This window comes from Emticicia sp. CRIBPO (assembly GCF_009905725.1).
Taxonomy (GTDB): Bacteria; Bacteroidota; Bacteroidia; order Cytophagales; family Spirosomataceae; genus Leadbetterella.
The window spans coordinates 704,555-721,809 of record NZ_JAAAKV010000001.1; the positions used below are offsets into that span (position 1 = coordinate 704,555).

At 42.4% G+C, this 17,255-nt stretch carries 15 protein-coding genes; 5 read left to right on the forward strand and 10 right to left on the reverse strand.

What is annotated here, in order from left to right; all coding sequences use genetic code 11:
• Positions 1 to 17: 17 nt before the first annotated feature.
• A complete protein-coding gene (gene rsmA, locus GVN16_RS03160; RefSeq protein ID WP_166562374.1) occupies positions 18 to 794 on the reverse strand; it encodes a 16S rRNA (adenine(1518)-N(6)/adenine(1519)-N(6))-dimethyltransferase RsmA in 777 nt (258 codons plus the stop codon).
• A 77-nt stretch (positions 795 to 871) separates the two neighbouring features.
• On the opposite strand from rsmA, the gene GVN16_RS03165 reads away from it, so the two are divergent.
• On the forward strand, positions 872 to 4,165 hold the full coding sequence (locus GVN16_RS03165) for a PAS domain S-box protein (protein WP_166562375.1): 3,294 nt from the start codon (positions 872 to 874) through the stop codon (positions 4,163 to 4,165).
• A gap of 61 nt (positions 4,166 to 4,226) precedes the next feature.
• On the opposite strand, the gene lysM is transcribed toward GVN16_RS03165, so the two are convergent.
• Positions 4,227 to 4,685: a peptidoglycan-binding protein LysM gene (lysM, locus tag GVN16_RS03170; protein WP_166562376.1), complete on the reverse strand. Its 459-nt coding sequence runs from the start codon at positions 4,683 to 4,685 to the stop codon at positions 4,227 to 4,229.
• 146 nt (positions 4,686 to 4,831) lie between these two features.
• Here lysM and GVN16_RS03175 point away from each other — a divergent pair, with 146 nt between their 5' ends.
• Entirely contained in the window at positions 4,832 to 5,374 is a 543-nt protein-coding gene (locus GVN16_RS03175) for a nuclear transport factor 2 family protein (protein WP_166562377.1), read from the forward strand.
• A gap of 142 nt (positions 5,375 to 5,516) precedes the next feature.
• On the opposite strand, the gene rfbA is transcribed toward GVN16_RS03175, so the two are convergent.
• The 3 genes from rfbA to galE form a co-directional block, all read right to left on the reverse strand.
• Positions 5,517 to 6,377, reverse strand: a complete 861-nt coding sequence (gene rfbA, locus GVN16_RS03180) for a glucose-1-phosphate thymidylyltransferase RfbA (protein WP_166562378.1) — start codon at positions 6,375 to 6,377, stop codon at positions 5,517 to 5,519.
• 76 nt (positions 6,378 to 6,453) lie between these two features.
• Entirely contained in the window at positions 6,454 to 7,515 is a 1,062-nt protein-coding gene (rfbB, locus tag GVN16_RS03185; RefSeq protein ID WP_166562379.1) for a dTDP-glucose 4,6-dehydratase, read from the reverse strand.
• Between the two features lie 19 nt (positions 7,516 to 7,534).
• Positions 7,535 to 8,548 (reverse strand): UDP-glucose 4-epimerase GalE, encoded by a 1,014-nt coding sequence (galE, locus tag GVN16_RS03190; RefSeq protein ID WP_166562380.1) that lies wholly within the window; start codon positions 8,546 to 8,548, stop codon positions 7,535 to 7,537.
• 104 nt (positions 8,549 to 8,652) lie between these two features.
• Between galE and GVN16_RS03195 the strand changes: the two genes are divergently transcribed.
• Positions 8,653 to 9,495, forward strand: a complete 843-nt coding sequence (locus GVN16_RS03195; RefSeq protein WP_166562381.1) for a transglutaminase-like domain-containing protein — start codon at positions 8,653 to 8,655, stop codon at positions 9,493 to 9,495.
• 49 nt (positions 9,496 to 9,544) lie between these two features.
• Here the strand turns inward: GVN16_RS03195 and GVN16_RS03200 are convergent, their stop codons facing one another.
• The 5 genes from GVN16_RS03200 to rpsU form a co-directional block, all read right to left on the reverse strand.
• The gene (locus GVN16_RS03200) at positions 9,545 to 11,506 is read right to left on the reverse strand and encodes a M1 family metallopeptidase (RefSeq protein WP_166562382.1); all 1,962 of its coding nucleotides are present in this window, start codon (positions 11,504 to 11,506) and stop codon (positions 9,545 to 9,547) included.
• Between the two features lie 101 nt (positions 11,507 to 11,607).
• Entirely contained in the window at positions 11,608 to 12,489 is an 882-nt protein-coding gene (locus tag GVN16_RS03205) for a PE-PGRS family protein (protein ID WP_166562383.1), read from the reverse strand.
• Between the two features lie 68 nt (positions 12,490 to 12,557).
• The gene (locus tag GVN16_RS03210) at positions 12,558 to 13,301 is read right to left on the reverse strand and encodes a hypothetical protein (protein ID WP_166562384.1); all 744 of its coding nucleotides are present in this window, start codon (positions 13,299 to 13,301) and stop codon (positions 12,558 to 12,560) included.
• A gap of 64 nt (positions 13,302 to 13,365) precedes the next feature.
• The gene (locus GVN16_RS03215) at positions 13,366 to 14,265 is read right to left on the reverse strand and encodes a tyrosine-type recombinase/integrase (protein ID WP_229244010.1); all 900 of its coding nucleotides are present in this window, start codon (positions 14,263 to 14,265) and stop codon (positions 13,366 to 13,368) included.
• Positions 14,266 to 14,305: 40 nt separating this feature from the next.
• On the reverse strand, positions 14,306 to 14,500 hold the full coding sequence (gene rpsU, locus GVN16_RS03220; RefSeq protein ID WP_166562385.1) for a 30S ribosomal protein S21: 195 nt from the start codon (positions 14,498 to 14,500) through the stop codon (positions 14,306 to 14,308).
• A gap of 159 nt (positions 14,501 to 14,659) precedes the next feature.
• On the opposite strand from rpsU, the gene GVN16_RS03225 reads away from it, so the two are divergent.
• Both GVN16_RS03225 and GVN16_RS03230 read left to right on the forward strand, forming a co-directional pair.
• Positions 14,660 to 15,589, forward strand: coding sequence for a phosphatase (locus GVN16_RS03225; protein WP_166562386.1), 930 nt, complete (start codon positions 14,660 to 14,662; stop codon positions 15,587 to 15,589).
• Complete coding sequence (locus tag GVN16_RS03230; protein ID WP_166562387.1) at positions 15,579 to 17,153, forward strand: NFACT RNA binding domain-containing protein; 1,575 nt, start codon at positions 15,579 to 15,581, stop codon at positions 17,151 to 17,153. Before GVN16_RS03225 ends, GVN16_RS03230 begins: the two co-directional genes overlap by 11 nt.
• Positions 17,154 to 17,255: the final 102 nt, after the last annotated feature.

A 17,255-nucleotide genomic window follows, 5' to 3' on the forward strand; every position in this document is an offset into this window, starting at 1 on the left:
TCCGGGCCTTTCTGCTTTTATGGAAAAATCAAATGCGTTAATTCTATAAAATCCTGGTAGCGAAGCTGCTCAGCCCGCTTATCCAGCAGCGGATGTTCGAAAGTAACTCCCAAAGGTTTCAGGGCATTGCTCAGTTTTTTTCTTCTCTGGTTAAACCCGGCTTTCACCACCGTCTTGAACTTCTTTTCGTCACATGACAGGCTCACCGTATTGTTTCTCACCAGCCTGATCACTCCTGAATCTACTTTCGGCGGCGGGATAAAAGCATCCGGCAAAACCGTAAAATCGTACTCAATCGTATAGAAAGCCTGCAATAGCACACTCAATATCCCGTAATCCTTGTTACCTGGCCCTGAGGCAATTCTCTGTGCCACTTCTTTCTGCAGCATACAAACCACTTCCGACACAAAGTTCTTGTCTTCCAGCACCTTGAAGAAAATCTGGGACGAGATATTATAAGGAAAATTACCGATGATGGCTATTTTCTCATTTTCGTGCAGCCCAAGTGTTTTATAAAGATCCATTCTCAGGAAATCTTCAGAAAATATACGGTCGCCCAATGCCGGGAAGTTCTTTTGAAGGTAATCCACGGACTCACGGTCTATTTCAACAACAAAGGTCTGATAATCATTTGATTCTAATAGGTACTGGGTCAAAACACCCATACCCGGACCAATTTCCAGCACCTTGTCATACTGCTGGTGATCCTTAAGCAAATTGACGATTCTACGGGCCGCATCCAGGTCTTTTAAAAAATGCTGCCCTAAATGTTTTTTTGCTTTTACTTTTTCCATCCTTTTATTTTTAACTGTTCTATTCCATTTCAAAAGTACGGTTTTATTATTACTTTTAGACTCATTTGTGAATTACTATGATAGAAAATACCAAAACCCAAGAGAAAAATCCAACCCAGACTGCCGTTAAAATAAAGTCTGAAATCAATGCCGAAGGCTTTGAATTGCTACAGGACTTCGTTGACCACACTTCTGAAATCATCATTTTATTATCCACCAGCGGCGATTTCCTGTTTGCCAACAATGCTTTTAAAGAAACGACAGGCTATAACGACGCTGAGTTGCTTCAATTCAACATCCGGGACATCCTTCACCCGCAGTATGAAGAAGAGGTATTGACGGGTCTGGACGAAGTCAGAAACGGTGTCTCCAATCAGGAATTCCAGATGGTGATCCGCAGCAAAGAGAAAAAAAGGGTCTATTTACTGGGGGATGTCAACTGCCGTTATGTCAAAGGCGAACCGGTTTCGTTCCGTTGTCTTCTTAAGGACATTTCGCAGAGAAGACGAGCCGAAAGAGCACAGAATCTTTATTACTCCATAGCTCAGAGTAACCTGAACACCCCGAACCTGCAGGAATTTTTAAAGCAGGTGCACCTTGAACTTCAGAAAAATATCTTTGCCAATAATTTCTTCGTGGCCGTTTATGAGCCGGAAGACGGGTCTATCTACTTCCCGTATCACGTAGATGAGTACTACGAAAAAGACCAGAGTTATATCAGGAGAAAACTCGGAAACGGACTGATAGAGTATTCCATGGTGCAAAACAAGCCCCTGATGCTTAACAAAGCAGACCTGGAAGCATTGATGGTGAATGAAAAAATATTCATTTACGGCTCTGTGCTCCCGGCAGTCCAGATGATGGTGCCGCTCAGGGTTAACGACAAAACCACCGGGGTAATCGGCATCAAGTCCTATTCAGACGAAAACAAATTCAACAGCCGCGACCTTGAGTTGCTTGAATTCGTATCAGGTCAGGTAGCCCTGGCCCTGTCCAGAAAGAAATCAGAAGAAAATCTTTTACTTCAGACTGCCCGCTTAAATGCCCTTTTTGACAGTAGCTCCCACTTTATCTGGACCGTCACCAAAAAGCGTCAGCTGAGTTCGTTCAACAAAAACTATTATGATCTGATCAATAACCAGCTGGGCGTTCCGCCGCAGATCGGTGCCAGTGTGGAAAAACTCAGCTGGAAACTCATTTCTTCAGAAGACCGCCCCTCGCTCAGAGAAAGGTACACCAAAGCCTTTGAAGGAGAACCGCAGTATTTCGAAATGCACTGGGGTTCCATCGACGGAGGAAACGACTGGTATGAATTTTACCTCAACCCTATCCTGTCGTCAGAAAAAGGAGACATTGAGGAGGTTTCAGGTATTGCGAGAAACATCACGGAAAAGAAAATCGCTGTATTGTCGATCCAGAAAAGTGAGGAAAAATTCAGGAACATCATTGAATCCTTTATTGATATCTATTACCGGACAGACCTGGCCGGAAATGTCACGATGATCTCCCCTTCGGTGCTCAAACACACCGGGTACTCATTGAATGAAGTATTGGGCAAGAAAGTAGATAAGTTTTTTGAGAACGCCCAGAACAGCTCTCAGGACATCAAATCACTGTTAAAAACGGGAAGCATCACCAATTTTGAGGTCAATGTAAAAAGGAAGGACGGTGAACTCAGGCAGTTCATGCTCAACATCCGTATGGTCAAAGACCGCAAGGGCATTCCGATTGAAGTGGAGGGTGTGGCCCGCGATATTTCCGAGTTGAAAAAGGGAGCTGAAGAACTTAAACTGGCCAAAGATGATGCAGAGTACTCATTGAAGATCAAGGAGCAGTTCCTGGCCAACATGAGCCATGAAATCAGGACACCGATGAACGGAATCATCGGAATGATCGATGTTTTAAATGAAACACCTCTCAGGACTGATCAGAAAGACTATGTCCAGACCATCAAAAAGTCGTCACAGACCCTCTTAACGATCCTGAACGACATCCTGGACCTTTCGAAGATAGAGGCCGGTAAAATGGAGCTGAACAAGTCTCCGCTTGACCTGAAAGACATCCTTGACAACCTTGTGGCCCTTTTCAAACAAAAAGCGATAGAGAAGGAAAATGAACTTTGTTACGAAATAGGTGAAGAAGTCCCGAGATTCCTGATCGGGGATCAGATCAGATTGCTGCAGATTTTGTCCAATCTGACTTCGAATGCCATTAAATTTACAGAAAACGGAAAAATACTCATCAAAATCAGTACTGAGAAAAACGCCGATCACCTCCACACCATACGTGTAGAGGTGATCGACAACGGTATCGGTATCTCGGAAAGCAACCAGAAACTGCTTTTCAATTCATTCCAGCAGGTAGATATTTCAACCAAAAAATCATTTGGCGGCACAGGTCTGGGGCTTGTCATTTCAAGGGAACTATGTAAAAAGATGAACGGAGACATGGGCCTGTTCTCCAAAGAAGGACAAGGCAGCACTTTCTGGTTTACGTTTGAAGCCGAAGAAGCCAAACCGGAAGACATTACGAAATCTATCACTGCCAATACGGAAATAACCCTGACCAATTATTTTTCTGAATACAGCCCTAAAATATTGCTGGTAGACGACAACGCCATCAACCGCAAAGTCGCCTCTGAAATATTGCTCAAGGCCAGTTGTACGGTCACCACCGCTGATTCCGGAAAATCCGCGATCGAAATATTCACGGCCAATCATGACTTTGATCTGATCCTGATGGACATCCAGATGCCTGAAATGGACGGGATAGAAACCACCCAGAAACTCAAGGAAATGTTTGGGGACATACTGCCCAAAGTAGTGGCCATGACGGCCTATTCCATGCAGAATGACCGTGAGAACTTTCTTTCCAAAGGACTTGATGACTATGTCTCAAAACCTATCCGGGCCAATATCCTGGTGAGGAAAGTGGAAGAACTGGTGTTGAAAAAATCAGACGCCGGACAAGCCAGAGAGGTAGAAACCCTTCCAGCTGCACTTCCCGGACACTCATCAGGATACACCATGCCGGACGATATCCCGGTTTTTGATGAGGAGGTGATCAACAGCCTGAAAGAAATGGTAGGTCAGGAAATGCTGATCTCGGTCTTTGAAGACTTTGAACTGGAGGCTACCGAACAGATCGCCAATACAAAAGCCGCCTTTGAAACCAATGATGTCAAGATGATCCAGCGAGAACTGCATACATTAAAAGGTAACTCAGGTACCATCGGACTGATGCGGATCCATGAAGTGACGAAAGACATAGAGGTACCGGCTAAAACAGGCAATCTGGAAAACTTTGAAGCGAAGATCAAAGTGCTCGAAGAAGAATTTGAAATATTCAAAAAGGGATATAAAAATCTCTGATAAACTTAACAAACAAAAAAAGGAGCCTGGCGGCTCCTTTTTAAATTCTTTTGTTGAGGAATTAGTCCAGATGTGGGATCCTCAAAACCTGACCTGGGTAGATCTTATCAGGGTCTGACAACATTGGTTTGTTTGCTTCAAAGATTACATTGAATTTCTGTGGATCTCCGTAGTAAGTCTGAGCAATCTTAGACAACCAGTCACCTTTTTCAACGGTGTGGTATCTTGCTTCAGGCTTAGGTTCGATGACATCCAGCTGGTTGTCTACCGCCTTAACTCCTTCTACATTACCCACCGCAAGCAAAAGCTTCTCAGCATCCTCCTGGCTTGTTACCTCGCCGTCAAGGGTTACTGTATCGCCTGATACTTTAACGGTTAATTTTTTGAAAGGCAATCCAAGCTTTTGAACGTGTGCCAAAAGTGCAGATGCTTTCAATTCAGGTGTTTTTTCAGCAGCTTCTTTTTCAGATCCGCCGAACAATTTTTCACCTACTCCCTGGAAGAACGAAACTAGTCCCATAATTACTTTTTTGGTTTTAGAATTTAAAGTGACACAAAAATATATTTATTTTTCAATATTAAGACTCTAAATAAAAAAATAAGTCACAAAAAATAATTAAATAAATTTATCGTTTAACTTGCAATAAATTTCAACTAATTCTCATCATGAAAATAATCAGATACAAACTTGTAGCAGCTCTACTGTTTTCCGTTTGTTTCAATTCAATTGCCCAGTCCGACGACCAGCTGATCATAGACACAGTTAACGACTACCTTGAAGGAGGAACCAACGGCGAAGTAGAAAGATTTAAAGGAGCTTTTCTTCCTGATGCCATTCAGAAATCAATTGGAAAATCAGGTGTAACCGGTATGACAGTAGATGCTCTTGCTTCTAAAATAAAGCCGGGTCAGAAGATGGAAAGAACTACCAAGATTGTTTCATGGTCATATGCCGGCACTGCCGCAACAGCCGTAACAGAGACAGAATACCCGACTTCGAAAATAGTTGACTTACTTAACTTACTTAAAGTGGGCGGCGAATGGAAAATCGCCAGCCGTGTGTTTTCAAGAATTGAAAAAGAAGAAAATATAACGTCTTCTTCTCCTGCACCGACAGTGGCTACAAAAACAACAGCCAAAGGCGGAAAAACACCACCCCCACCCTCAGCAGCCAAACCTAAAAAACCGGCAACTGATGACGGATGGTAAGAACCGGAAGTATCATTTAAAATATTATAAAGCGTCATCCGATTCCCGGATGGCGTTTTTCTTTTTAATTCCCTTAACATATCAGGAAAACAAAAAAGAGGCCTTTTGAGCCTCTATTTCTTTTATCTTATAAAAAACATCCTTACTTCAGCTGATTCAGCAGGTATTGGCCGTAGCCGGACTTAACAAGCGGCTTGGCTATCTCTTCCAGTTTCTCAGCCGTAATGTAACCCATGCGGTAAGCTACTTCTTCAATACAGCCGATTTTAAGACCCTGACGTTCTTCTATCACCTGCACAAACTGTCCGGCCTGCATCAGTGACGCAAATGTTCCTGTATCAAGCCAGGCTGTTCCTCTGTTCATTACCCCTACTTTCAGCTCACCTTTTTCAAGATAAACCCTGTTGATGTCTGTTATCTCCAGTTCTCCTCTTGGTGAAGGTTTGATGTTTTTGGCAATTTCAACGACCCGATTATCATAAAAATATAATCCGGGTACAGCGTAATTGCTCTTGGGAACCTCAGGTTTTTCCTCGATCGAAACGGCATTAAAATCCTTGTCGAATTCCACCACTCCATATCTTTCGGGGTCATGGACCGGGTAGGCGAATACTATTCCGCCCTCAGGGTCAGCACAGGATTGCAACAACTTGCTCAATCCGCTGCCGTAAAAGATATTGTCACCCAACACAAGTGCTACACTGTCGGTTCCGATGAACTCTTCGCCGATGATGAAGGCCTGTGCCAGTCCGTCCGGACTTGGTTGTTCAGCATAATGGAACTCGCAACCAATCTGGCTGCCGTCGCCCAAAAGCTTTTTAAAATGAGGTAAATCATGTGGGGTAGAGATGATCAGTACCTCTTTAATGCCTGACAACAGCAATATAGAAAGAGGGTAATAAATCATCGGTTTATCATACACCGGCATGAGCTGCTTGCTGACAGCCAATGTCAAAGGGTGAAGACGCGTGCCGCTACCTCCGGCCAGAATAATTCCTTTCATAGTTAATTATCAATGAATGAATGAGCGAATAAATGAATAAGGCAATCCACTTATTCTGAACTTATTATTTGAACCCTCAGGCTCCGTACATTTTACTGTAATAATTCTGATAATCACCGTTGGTGATGTTTTCAATCCAGCTCCAGTTGTCAAGGTACCACTGTACTGTCCTGTCCAGACCTACTTCAAAAGTAACCGAAGGTGCCCAGCCCAGTTCCGACATCAGTTTACCTGCATCAATCGCATAACGAAGGTCATGACCTGCCCTGTCTGTCACGTAGGTGATCAGTTTCTCAGACTCTCCAGCCTCACGACCCAGTTTAGCGTCCATAATACCACAAAGCAACAATACAAGGTCAATGTTCTTCCATTCGTTGTTGCCTCCGATGTTGTAAGTTTCACCATTTGCACCATTGTGGAAAATAACATCTATTGCCCTGGCGTGGTCCAGCACATACAACCAGTCCCTCACATTTTCACCCTTGCCATAAACCGGAAGCGGCTTGTTGTTTTTGATGTTATTGATCATCAGGGGAATCAGCTTCTCAGGAAAATGATTCGGTCCGTAATTGTTTGAACAGTTGGAAATGACTACCGGAAGTTTGTAAGTATTGTTATAAGCCCTCACAAAGTGATCTGAACTCGCTTTTGAAGCAGAATAAGGAGATCTCGGGTCGTATTTCGTGGTTTCGACAAAAAACTCCTTCGGATCATGCAGTTCACCATATACTTCGTCGGTCGAAACATGGTAGAAACGCTTGCCTTCAAAATTACCGGCCCATAGCTTACGGGCTGAATTGAGCAGATTGACTGTTCCGATGACGTTGGTCATGACAAAAGCCATAGGATCGGTGATCGACCTGTCTACATGTGATTCAGCGGCAAGGTGGATGACCCCGTCAAACTGATACTTCTGAAACAGCTCATCTATATATAAGGCATCGGTGATATCTCCCTTCTCAAAGGTATAATTAGGAAGGGTATCAATATCTTTAAGATTCTCAAGATTTCCGGCGTAAGTAAGGTTATCCAGATTGACAATGGCGTAGTCAGGATACTTATTGACAAATAGTCTTACTACGTGTGAACCGATAAATCCGGCTCCGCCTGTTATTAACAAAGTTCTTTTTGAAGACATTACTAGGAATTTATAATTTTTACTTGTTATTGATTTTCTTTTCCCAAGCCCAGGCATCTCTCAAACTGTCGTCCAGTGTCTTCTCCACTTGCCATCCCATGATATCCCTGGCTTTGTCGACGTTGCCGTAAATTTGCTCCACATCCCCGCTTCTTCTTGGTCCGATCTCATAATTGAGTTTAAGATCATTGACTTTTTCGAAAGTTTCGATGATTTCAAGAACAGAATTTCCGGTTCCTGTGCCAACGTTAAAGACATCATAAAAAGGAGCTTCACTTTTCTTAAGCAAATTCAGTGCCGAGACGTGTGCTTTCGCCAAATCTACTACATGAATAAAATCACGGACGTTACTTCCGTCTTTGGTATTGTAGTCATTTCCGAAAACCGTGAGCTTTTTCCTGATGCCGATGGCGGTTTGGGTGATGTATGGAACAAGATTATTAGGAACGCCGGTTGGTAACTCACCGATCTCCGCACTCGGGTGTGCTCCGATGGGATTGAAATACCTCAGTGAAATAATACTCAGAGCAGCACCAGATTTAATGGTGTCTCTCAGGATATCCTCACCGATGGTTTTGGTGTTGCCATAAGGCGATTCTGCAGGCTTGCGTGGGGTTGATTCTGAAACAGGTACGATGTCAGGCTGACCGTAAACTGTACATGAAGAGGAGAACACCAGGTTTTTGATTTTTAACTCAGACAGCACCTCAAGAAGCGTCACCAGTGAACCGACGTTGTTGCGGTAATATTTCAAAGGCTGATCAACGGACTCTCCCACAGCCTTGTAAGCCGCAAAATGAATAACGCCCTCGATGCCTTCAGCACTGATTACTTTTTTCAAAAGATCACGGTCATTACAATCTCCTTCATAGAAAGGCAGATCGATACCGGTAATGTTTTTTAGGCCCTGTAAAACCGACTTTTTTGAGTTACTTAAATCATCAATAATAACAGGAGAAAATCCTGCGTTTAATAATTCAACAACCGTATGTGAGCCAATAAAACCCGCCCCTCCTGTTACAAGAATTTTCATGAATCTGTTTTTTTAACAAAAGTACCATTTTGATTAAAGTTTTAAAAATTTTGTTTGACTAATAAATCTAAGTTATTATTATTACGTTCAGAAAACAAAAGTCTATGAATTCTAGTGAGCTAAAAGCATTGGTATCGCTGCTTGACGACAGCGATAATGAGGTATCGGCACATGTCGAAAACCAGATCAGGGCTTTGGGTGACGATATAATACCTTTTCTGGAAAAACAATGGGAAGAAAGCGGGTTTGACCCCATTTTACAAAAGAAAATTGAAGAGCTGATCCATGATCTTCAATACAACAATTTACTTTCGAAACTCAAAAAGTGGAAAAAAGACGGAGCCCAGGATCTGCTCGAAGGCCTCTGGCTCATTGCCACCTACCAATATCCCGAGCTGAGTCTCGACAATCTGAAACAGGAAATCAACAAAATATATTTTGAAGTGTGGCTTCAGATGCGGGACGAAACCCATCCTGAAGACAATATCAGGATCCTCAACCAGGTGTTTTTCGATAAATACAAATTCTCTCCCAACACCAAAAACTTTCATTCTCCTTCCAACTCGATGGTCAACCAGGTGCTGGAGCTGAAACGTGGCAACCCGATTTCTTTGTGCAGCATTTATCTGCTGGTAGCCCAGAAACTCAACCTGCCGGTGTTTGGCGTTAACCTGCCGAGTTTGTTTATCCTGACTTATGAAAGCAAAAGCACCCAGTTTTACATCAACGTTTTCAACAAAGGACTTATATTTTCCAAAAAGGACATAGACAGCTATCTGAAGCAAATGAACATTGCCCCTCAGCCCATGTTTTATGAGCCTTGCTCCAACCTCGAAATCATCAAAAGGACACTGGTGAACCTGGTCGTCTCCTTTACCAAAAACTCAGATAATCAGAAATCAAAAGAGGTCAATATCCTGCTTGACGGCCTCAAAGAAGAAGAATAAAAAAAGGACTTCCCGTAAGGAAGTCCTTTTTTTACTGACATGCCGAAGATTACTTTTTCGGCGTCCAGGTATTATTTTTCAGATTGGTGTCAGGCAAAACCAGCTCAGGGTCTATCACGATCTCAGTAATTTCAGATTTCGAAGGATAAGAGAATGTCCATGACGGCCCTTTCTGCCAGATTTCCACAGGCAGGTCAACAACACTCTCTGTACCATTACTTTCTTTGATTTTCAGTTTTACGGGCATCGGCATTTGTTCCAGGTTTTCGACAGTGATCAAGGCTCCTTTAGCAGCATCATTTCCTACATACCTCACCTCTTTCACACCCTGGTCGATTTTCCAGTCATTGTATATCCATGATTTCCAGAACCAGCCCAGGTCTTCTCCACCGGCGTCTTCAATCGTATGAAAGAAATCAAAAGGAGTCGGGTGTTTAAATGCCCATCTTTTGATGTATTCTCTCAGGGCATAATCAAAGCGATCTTCACCCAATACCACTTCTCTGAGCATCGTCAGGCCGTAACCTGGTTTACGGTAAGCCAGGGTTCCGAGTTCAGATGCCGCTACCACGTCCGGACGGGTCATGATCGGCGTGCCTCTGTGAAAGAACGGGGCCAGTTGCTGTGCATTTCCTTTCCTGTAATATTCTCCGTTGTTGAAATGTTTGGTAGACAAACCATTAATAAAGGTATTGAATCCTTCATCCATCCACGGAAACTTCCTTTCGTCGCTACCCACGATCATCGGGAACCAGATATGTCCGAACTCATGGTCGGTTACTCCCCAGAGTCCCGCTCCCTTGCTTCTTGAACTGCAGAAAACAATACCCGGGTACTCCATTCCACCCACAATACCCGCCACATTGGTAGCTACGGGATAGGGATATTCATATAAATAAGAAGAATAAAACTCAATACAGCCCTTCACATATTCTGTTGACCTTCCCCAGGCATCGTTTCCGGCACTTTCAACAGGATAAACAGATTGTGCCAGGCAAGGTTTGCCACTTGGCAGATTAATGGCAGAAGCATCCCAGATAAAAGACCTGGAAGTAGTAAAGGCTACGTCGCGGCTGTTGTTACATTTAAATTTCCAGGTCAGCATACCTGATGTCTTAGGTCTTGAAGCCGGGTCTTTGATCTCTTCAGCCGTTCTGATCACGACTGTTTTCTCAGATTTGGCTGCAGCAGCCAATCTTTCGATCTGTTTTTTGGTCAAAACTTCCGATGGATTGATCAATTCGCCTGAACCTGCCACAATATGATCAAAAGGCACGGTTACATTATATTCAAAGTCACCATATTCAAGATAAAACTCACCGGCTCCCAGGTAAGGCAGCACATTCCAGCCCTCCACGTCGTCATAGACACACACCCTCGGATACCATTGGGCTAGTTCATACACAATACCATTCTGAGTGGTCAGCTTACCCATCCTGTCGGAACCATAAGCCGGAATATCAAATCCGAACTCAAGGCTGATGACTACTTTTTCTCCTTTATTGACCGGCTCGCTCAGACGCACCTGCATGCGGGTATCGTCGATGATGTGGGCACTGTAAACGGAAGTCTGATTTGCCTTTCCTTTTTTGGCAGCTCCTTTTTTCTCGGCTTTTACATTTTTGATTTCATATCCACCCATGAAGCCTTTGTTACCATATCGTCCCTGCTGCACAGGCGTGGTTTTGCCCCCTCTTGAATTGTCGTTGAACTGATTCTGGTCCAGTTGAAGCCAGATAAACGAAAGCTGATCGGGCGAATTGTTGGTATAAGTAATCTGGACATCTCCAAAAACACGGTTATTCGCTTCGTCCAGGGTAGCATTGATTTTGTAATCGGCAGAGTTTTGCCAGTACATCGGGCCGGGATTTCCGGAAGCACTTCTGTAGGCAGTCGAAGTCTGGTAATTAAACATCGGGTTAAAGGCATCCAGGTTATTGAATTTCCCGGTTTCCTGGGCAAAAACCTGGTAAGAAAAGAAAGTAAGGATCACTAAAAACTTTGCTCTCATTTAGTTTTGATTTATTGATGTAAAATGCAAATATAGATTTTAACAACGTAAATCAGAACGTTTTTAGGGCGTGCACCTCAATTTTTATTACTCTTTAATAATCACTTCTTCCTTTTATAAAAATCAAACTTTGGTTTTGCTGACTCTCCGGAAGTATAATAACCATCTGTATCCTTAGTAAAACAAAAAGCCTCCCCCTGCGGTAAAAAGATGTAAGGCAAAAAAGTATAATCCTTTAAAAGAGTCTGACTTATTGTTTCTTCTTGTTTTCTGTTCCATACGAATATCGCCGTGTAAGACATTAATGCAATCTGGTTTCCGTCAGATGAAATGCCCCCACTTGTGATATAAGTCAGGGGGATTTGTTGTACAAATGTTGCCTTTTGTGCATTACGGGTATCCTGAGGGTATGCAAGCTTGTACAAGCCTACTTTTGCTTCTCTTTTGGTTACCAGGTAAATATCATTCGTTACGGGGTCCAATAGTATGCACTCAGTATCATGACTCCCATCAGGATAAGTAAATTTTATAAATTCAATTTGTTTATCCGACAATTCACTTTCCGGGGCCTCAGGTTCCTGAAATCTGTAAATGGTATATTCATTATATACCATATTGTTATCTCCGGTATCTGCAAGGTATATATAATTTTTACCTTCGAGAGGACCTGAGCCTATGGCAATGTCTTCCACATCGCGGAAAGAAAAAGGAAGTTTAAGTTTTCCACTTAAAACTCCCTTTTTATCTATTAGTTTTATTTCATTTATATTCGGGCCATCTTCATGTATCCAAAGATGATCCGTTAGATTATAACTTTCACAAATCCCGGAAATTTCTTTAAGACTTGTATCAGAAATAAAAAAGGCCTCAGGATTATTGGTATACTGCGGGATACTATTCTTTTTAAATATTTTTATTTTATCACAGGAACTGAATAAAAATAGTAACAGAAGAACCCCATTCTTGAAAATTTTCTTTTTCATAAGTCTGTTTTAATGTGTTTTAAAATCAGAAGGTGTTATTAAAGAGGTATGAGATTTTATTTCCAAATCTATCTCCCTATCCTCAGCGTAGTTTGCAAATGAAGTACCGGAATGATCTTTGGGACAAACCTGTCAGAATTATGCCAGAGATTTCTCATCAGATTAACGGTAAATTCTTCCTTTGTTATTTCAGATGGGTAGTAATAAATACCTAACAGCCGTTCCCTTCTTTTTAGAAATCTAAGGCCGGGACCAATACCAAAATCTACTTTAAAAGGACCTTTTCCTATTTTGAAGCCCAACTTTCCTGCCACAATGAAACGTTGATCATTCCTGGTATAATTATAGGATGCCTGCCAGTGAGATAAATCACCAAAATAGAGTTTTTCTATCCTCAGCATTACTCCTGCATATATCCACGATATTTTTCCCGAGCTTATTTTATAATCCATATTTACCCGAAAACCACCTGCTTTGGCATACCCAGGGGTCTCCGTTTGCCAAACCCAGCCTTTATTGAGATACGATACATCAACCCCGATGATGTTTCTCCCCTCCCTATGTTCCAGACCAAGATTATAGTTCTGAAAGGCAAAATTTAAAGGATCCAATCTAAATGCCCATTGAGCACTTAAGTTTATAATAGAAGAGAAGTAAAAGAATATAAAAAAAATAAAGCAAATGGTTCTTCTGAGCAAAAAAGATCTTTTCAAGCTTAAATGAAGTTTTAAGAGTTGCATGTGATTACCCATTATTTTCCAAATAGTTTCAACAGACAAATCTACAAATACATAAAACAAAAAAATGTCCAAAATTGGACAAAATTCAAAGGATGGAGAGGAGGCTTATTTTATTACAAAGTAAAGAGAAAGTGCTTCAGGCCTTCGGATGGGCCTTTTTATGAATTTCCTTGAGCTGGTCGATGGAGTTATGGGTGTAAATCTGGGTGGCGACCAGGCTTGAATGTCCGAGTAGCTCTTTGATGGCATTCAGGTCCGCTCCCCTGTTGAGCAGGTGAGTGGCAAATGAATGCCTCATGACGTGTGGCGATTTTTTGTGGATGGTCGTCACCAGTTCAAGATAATACTTCACTTTTCTCTGGACAAAAACCGGGTAAAGCGGCTCACCTTTATCCGTCAGGAAAAGGTATTCGCCGGGAATTGAAAATTCCCTTTTCCGGAACTCCAGGTACTGGTCAATCAAAGTAATGACTGTGTTCGACAAGGGGATGATCCGGTATTTGTTTCTTTTTCCCAGCACCTGTATCTTCTGCCCGTCCACATCATTGATTTTTATGCCGATCAGCTCCGAAAGACGCATTCCGGTACCATACAATATCTCAAGTATCAGCTTATCCCTTAGTCCATGAAAATCTATCCCGAAGTCGACTTTGTCAAAAAGCATTTCAATGGGCTTTTCTTCCACATAGACCGGGAGTTTCTTAGGCGTTTTTAAAGATTTTATCTTTTGGGTGGGGTCAGTTTCCAGCTTCTTTTTGCTGATCAGGAAATTGTAGAAAGCCCTGAGTGTGGCTATTTTGCGGTTAATACTCCTGTTTTCGATTTTGCTTTCTGACAGGTTGACGATCCAGCCCCTGATCATTTTGAAATCCGCCAGGTAAATTTCAGTTTCCGGAAAATCATTTTCCATAAACCTGGTAAACTGGGCCATGTCATTCTCATAAGCCTTTACGGTGTGCGGGCTCAGCCTTTTTTCGTACTGGATATAGTTTAAAAACAAATCGACCAATTCCGGAATTATTTGAAATGAATTCAAAAATACCAAAATTGGTCGATAATATTAACATGTCAAAAGACTATTCGTCGATATGACCGTATGTTTTCTGCTTGTAGGCCGCATGAATAACCTCAAATCTACGCGTTACAGATTTCTTCTGGAATGCCTGACGAGATCTTAGCTGACGCAAAACACCTGTTTTCTCGAACTTCTTCTTAAAACGCTTAAGAGCCTTATCGATTGATTCGTTATCCTTAATTTGAATATGTAGCATAATTTACACCTCCTTCCATTTAATCGGGTTGCAAAGATAAATAAAATCAGCAGATTAGTTGATAACTTTTCAGGAAATAAAATTAAAAATGAGCTCTTTTTTATGAATTAATTTTATTCTGGAGGCAAAATCATTCATTTTTGCATAAAAAACTGAGATATGAAACTCGCCATCATCGACCTTGGCACGAATACTTTCCATCTTCTGATCGTTGAATCTGCCGGCGGAACCGAGCTTTTCAAGGTTTCGATACCTGCGAAAATCGGCAAAGGAGGTATTAACCAGAATGTTATCACGCCGGAAGCTATTCAAAGGGCCATGACTGTGCTTCGTGTCTTCAGAGAAAAAATCGATGAGTATGGACTGGAGTCTGATCAGGTCTATGCCTTTGGCACCAGTGCCATCCGGAATGCAGAGAACAAAGAAGAATTCATCAGCCTGGTTAAGCAGGAGCTTGACATTGACATCACGGTAATAGACGGCAACGAAGAGGCGGATCTCATTTATAAAGGGGTAAGCCAGGCCGTTAATATCTCAGAGAATTCGCTTATTATAGATATCGGAGGAGGCAGTGTGGAACTGATCATCTGTGACGAAGAGAAAATACTCTGGAAAAGGAGTTTCGAAATCGGCGGACAGCGGCTTATTGAAAAGTTTATGAAAAAGGACCCGATCCCGCAGAGTGATATTTCCAGGTTGAATGATTATCTGAATGAACAATTACTTCCACTTGCCAACGCCATTCACCAATACCATCCGAAAGTACTGATCGGTTCTTCAGGTTCTTTTGACACCCTCAATGACATGTACTATCATCAGCTGACCGGCAATTTCCCGCCGGCTGAAACCATTGGTTTTGACTACCCTGTTCAGGAATTCTGGAAAGCGTATGAGTCGCTGGTGTTTTCAGACAGAGCTACCAGGATGGCCATACCGGGAATGATCGAACTCCGTGTCGAAATGATCGTGGTGGCAGTATGCCTGATCAGGTTTGTGATTCAGAATTACGGCATTGAACAAATAAAAATATCCAACTACGCTTTAAAAGAAGGAGCTTTGCAAAGTATCCTTGAAAATCATGCCCGTTAATTATCATTTTTTAAAACACCTTGCTCCTGCCCTTGACAAACGGTTTGCCGGTTTTGAGGTGGCCGCTGTCTTCAGCCAGGACAAGGACGAACTGGTGCTGGGATTTGCCCGGCCTGATCAGGAAATTTACCTGAGATGCCCGGTTACACCCCAGTTTTCCTGTTTATATGTTTCAGATGTTTTTGGGCGGGCCCGAAAAAACAGCGTTGACCTCTGGCCTGAAATTACAGGGTTGAAGGTCTTATCAGTGGCAGTTTTTGAAAATGAAAGGGCTCTAAGGTTTAACCTGGAAAGTGATTACACCCTGGTTTTTAAGTTTTTCGGAAACCGGCCAAACATCATATTGTTCCAGGGGCAGGACGTTGTGGCATTGTTTAACAATCAGCTGGCTACAGATATGGACCTAAAGCTGGATGGGCTGAACAGGAACTCCGATTTCAGCCTGGAAAGATTTAAGGAAGTAAATGCACAGCCCGAAAAGATGTTTTATACTTTCGGCAAGCTCATCCACCAGGAAGTAAAACAGCGGTTCAAAACCGGAAACGCGGAAACCGATGAACAGAAATGGGAGATCATACAGCAGGTGCTTCGTGAACTGGAACACCCTTCCTATTATATAGCTACCCTGGACCACAAACCTGTTTTATCACTTTTCCCCGCGGGTGTTCCCGAAAAAACGTTTGATGCACCCATCGAGGCTCTGAATTACTTTTATATCTTTTACCAGAAGACCATTTCACTGGCTACGGAAAAGACTTCCCTACTGAACCAGCTGTCAAAAGAGAAAAGGCAAACCGAGGCTTATCTGAAAGACAGCTATGAGCGGTTAGATAAGCTTCAGAATGCCGTTAAAAATGAAGAAGTGGGGCATATCCTCATGGCCAACCTTCAGAATATTGACCCTGAAGCCGAAAAAGTGACACTTCATGATTTTTACCGGGACCAGGAAATTGAGATCAGGTTAAAAAAGGAGCTCTCAGCCCAGAAAAATGCAGAACAATATTACAGGAAAGCCAAAAATGAGAAGATAGAATGGGACAAAGCCGAGGAGAATATCCTGCTGAAAGAAGAAAGGCTGCTGAAAATTGAGGAGGCGATTGCAAAAATCTCTGAAACAGAAAATATCCGTGAGCTCAGGGCTTTTTCGAAATCAAATGAGCAGGAATCGGCCAGAAATAGTAAAACGGAAGTCTCTTTTCCTTTTAAGAGATTTGTCGAAGATGGTTTCGAGATACTGGTGGGAAAAAATGCCAAAAACAATGATGTACTCACCCAGCAATATGCCCATAAAGAAGACCTCTGGCTGCACGCCAGGGACTGTGCCGGCTCACACGTGATCATCAAGAATCAGAGCGGAAAAAAAATACCTGAGCATGTCATCGAAAAAGCCGGCGGACTGGCAGCCTGGTTTTCAAAACGTAAAAATGAGCAGTTTGTACCCGTAATTGTTACCCCGAAAAAATTCGTCCGCAAAGCCAAAGGACTTCCTGACGGCCAGGTGATTGTAGAAAAGGAAACAGTGATCATGGCTGAGCCTTTTAACCCGGGAAATACAGGTCAGTAAGCGGCAAAAAATTAAAAATCGTACAGAATTAAGCTCTGATTCATAAAATTTCTCCATTTCGGATAAATTATTCTTCAGAATAAAAACAACAGAATAGTCCTG